The following is a 3,221-nucleotide window of genomic DNA, read 5'->3' as shown; positions in this document are numbered from 1 at the left end:
CGACAACGACCACCGCGGCGCCGCCGGCCGCGATCGCCAGCCAGGTGGCACCCGACGTGCCGCTCCTCGCCGCGGCAGCGATCGGCGCGGCGGCCAGCCCCTGCGGCCGGGTGGCGACGGTCGCCGGCAGCGATGTCGGCGACGGCGGCTGCGTCGCTGGCGACCGTGTCTGCGTCGATGTCGCCGGTGGCCGCGTGGTGGCCGGCGGCGCCGTCCGCAGCGACGGCGCAGTGACCGGTGCCGCAGTGCGGGCGGGCGCCGGCCGGGCGGTGGGCATCTGCGCGGTCGGGCTGAAGGTCGGGGGCGACGGCGGCCCGGCCGTCCTGGGATGGCCCGGGTCAGTGGCCGTGCTCGTCGCACTCTCGGTCAGGCGGGTCGGCTCGTAAGCGTCGGGCGCGGGCGGGGACAGGGCACCAGGGATCGTGATTCCGGGCCGGCCCCGCGGCGGGATCTGCGCATGCCCGTCGAGGACGGCGCGCAGCTGCTCGCCGTTCTGCGGCCGCTGGTTCGGTCGCAGCGACAGCATCCAGGAGACCGCCTCGAGGAACCGTGGCGACACGCCGGGAACGATCCGGCTCTCGATCGATTCCGCATCGTCCTGGACCGCGCGCGCCGTGGCCGGGGAAGGCGGCGCGCCGAACAGCAGGTAGTGGATGACGGCGCCGAGCGCGTACAGGTCGGTCCACGGGCCCTGGCGCATCTGCGCCATCTCCGCGTACTGCTCGATCGGCGCGTAGCTGGGCTTGAGGATCGCGGTCAGCGACTGCGTGCGGTCGCTGATGACGCGGCGCGCCGCGCCGAAGTCGAGCAGGACGGGCGGTCCCTCGTGCGGCAACAGGATGTTGTCCGGCGCGATGTCGCGGTGGTACACGCCTTCACGGTGCAGCAGCTCGAGCGCGGAGAGGATGGGCGCGATCACGCTGCGGATCCATGCCTCGTTGGGCGGGTGGGCCATGGCCCGGCGCGTGTCGCGCAGGGTCGTGCCCTGCAGGAACGGCATCACCATGTAGGCGGTGGCGTTGTCTTCCCAGAACCGGTAGACCTTGACCAGCGACGGATGGTCGAAGCGCGCAAGCAGGCGCGCCTCGTTGACGAACGAGCGCAGGCCGATCGCGTAGGTCTCCGCGAACGCGCTCGACCGCACCGTGATCTGCGGGCCGTGGCCGCGTGCCGCCAGCGACGCCGGCATGTACTCCTTGAGCGCGACCTCGCGCTCGAGCGAGTGATCCTTGGCCAGGTAGACGATGCCGAAGCCGCCGACGCCGAGGACGCGGACGATCTCGAACTCGCCGAAGCGGGTGCCGGGCGGGAGTGCGTCGTGGTCGGTTCCCGAGGGCTGGGCGGCCGGCCTGGCGGAGTCGGGCGGAAGAGTGCTCATCGAGCGCGCGCGGCAGGCGGGCCAAGGGGAGAGCGAGCTTACCGCAGGGCCTGCCCCGGCCGGCCCCTCCTGTCGGGTCGCAGCCGGGCCTGGACGAGAATAGGCCATGGCCACCATCCTCCAGCACCTTCCCGTCGGCGAGCGCGTCGGCATCGCGTTCTCCGGCGGCCTGGACACCAGCGCCGCGCTGCACTGGATGCGCGGCAAGGGCGCCGTCCCGTACGCCTACACGGCGCACCTGGGCCAGCCGGACGAGCCCGACTACGACGACATCCCGCGGCGCGCCATGCAGTACGGCGCCGAGCGGGCGCGCCTCGTCGACTGCCGCAGCCAGCTGGCCGCCGAAGGCATCGCCGCCCTGCAGTGCGGCGCCTTCCACATCTCGACGGCCGGCGTCACCTACTTCAACACCACGCCGCTCGGCCGGGCCGTCACCGGCACCATGCTGGTGGCAGCGATGAAGGAAGATAGCGTAGAAATATGGGGCGATGGGAGCACGTTCAAAGGCAATGACATCGAGCGCTTCTACCGTTACGGGCTTCTCGTCAACCCGGCGCTGCGAATCTACAAGCCTTGGCTGGACCAGCTCTTCATCGACGAGCTCGGTGGCCGGGCCGAGATGTCGGAGTTCATGCGCAAGTCCGGCTTCGCCTACAAGATGTCGGCGGAGAAGGCGTATTCCACCGATTCGAACCTCCTCGGAGCGACCCACGAAGCCAAGGACCTGGAGCAGCTCTCCAGCGGCATCCGCATCGTCGAGCCGATCATGGGCGTGGCGTCGTGGCGCGACGAGGTCGAGGTGCGGCGCGAGGAGATCAGCATCCGCTTCGACGAGGGCCGGCCGGTGGCCCTGAACGGCGTCGAGTTCGCGGCCCTGCCCGACCTGCTGGTCGAGGCGAACCGCATCGGCGGCCGGCACGGGCTCGGCATGAGCGACCAGATCGAGAACCGCATCATCGAGGCGAAGAGCCGCGGCATCTACGAGGCCCCGGGCATGGCGCTCCTCTTCATCGCCTACGAGCGCCTGCTCACCGGCATCCACAACGAGGACACGATCGAGCAGTACCGCGACAACGGGCGCCGGCTCGGCCGCCTGCTCTACCAGGGCCGCTGGTTCGACCCGCAGGCCATCATGCTGCGCGAGACCGCGGAACGCTGGGTCGCCCGCGCCATCACCGGCGAGGTCCGCCTCGAGCTGCGCCGCGGCAACGACTACTCGATCCTCGACACGGTGTCGCCGAACCTCACCTACAAGCCGGAGCGGCTGACGATGGAAAAGGGCGAGTCGTCGTTCTCGCCGCAGGACCGCATCGGCCAGCTGACGATGCGCAACCTCGACATCGCCGACACCCGCGAGAAGCTCGCCACCTACGCCGGTATCGGCCTGCTGCGCGGCGGCTCCGCCCTGCCTAGCCTGGGCCACGACCGCGACAAGTCGTGACGGTTCCGTCGCGGCCCGCTGCCGCGGGGCGGATCAGACGACCACCGGCTCGGGCTCGAGGCGAATGCCGAAGCGGCCGTAGACGCTCTCCTGAATGGCGCGGGCCAGCGTCATGACCTCTGAGCCGATCGCGGCGCCGCGATTGACGAGCACCAGCGCCTGCCGGTCGTAGACGCCCGCCTGGCCGACCGACTTCCCCTTCCAGCCGCAGGCGTCGATCATCCAGGCGGCGGCGAGCTTGACGCTGCCGTCGGGCATCGGGTAATGCACGATTTCCGGGTCACGGCCGATGATGTCCCGGCACTGCTCCGGCGTGACCACCGGGTTCTTGAAGAAGCTGCCGGCGTTGCCGATCGTGGCCGGGTCCGGCAGCTTGGCGCGTCGGATCGCGCAGACCCAGTC

General features: G+C 71.0%; 2 protein-coding genes and 1 pseudogene. 1 reads left to right on the top strand and 2 read right to left on the bottom strand.

Annotation, left to right across the window (positions count from 1 at the left end; genetic code table 11):
* The coding region (locus tag AC30N0_RS14115) for a serine/threonine protein kinase (protein ID WP_489518540.1) at positions 1–1,378 on the bottom strand (1,378 nt) is incomplete at its 3' end.
* A gap of 106 nt (positions 1,379–1,484) precedes the next feature.
* On the opposite strand from AC30N0_RS14115, the gene argG reads away from it, so the two are divergent.
* A complete protein-coding gene (argG, locus tag AC30N0_RS14110; protein WP_489518539.1) occupies positions 1,485–2,819 on the top strand; it encodes an argininosuccinate synthase in 1,335 nt (444 codons plus the stop codon).
* A 33-nt stretch (positions 2,820–2,852) separates the two neighbouring features.
* Here the strand turns inward: argG and AC30N0_RS14105 are convergent.
* Positions 2,853–3,221: pseudogene (locus AC30N0_RS14105) on the bottom strand (UDP-N-acetylmuramate dehydrogenase); the annotation flags it as partial.

The sequence above is a fragment of the Rhizobacter sp. genome, from assembly GCF_031412495.1.
Lineage (GTDB): Bacteria > Pseudomonadota > Gammaproteobacteria > Burkholderiales > Burkholderiaceae_C > Schlegelella_A.
Note: the sequence above shows the minus strand (reverse complement) of the source record. Positions and strands in the feature narration are given on the sequence as shown.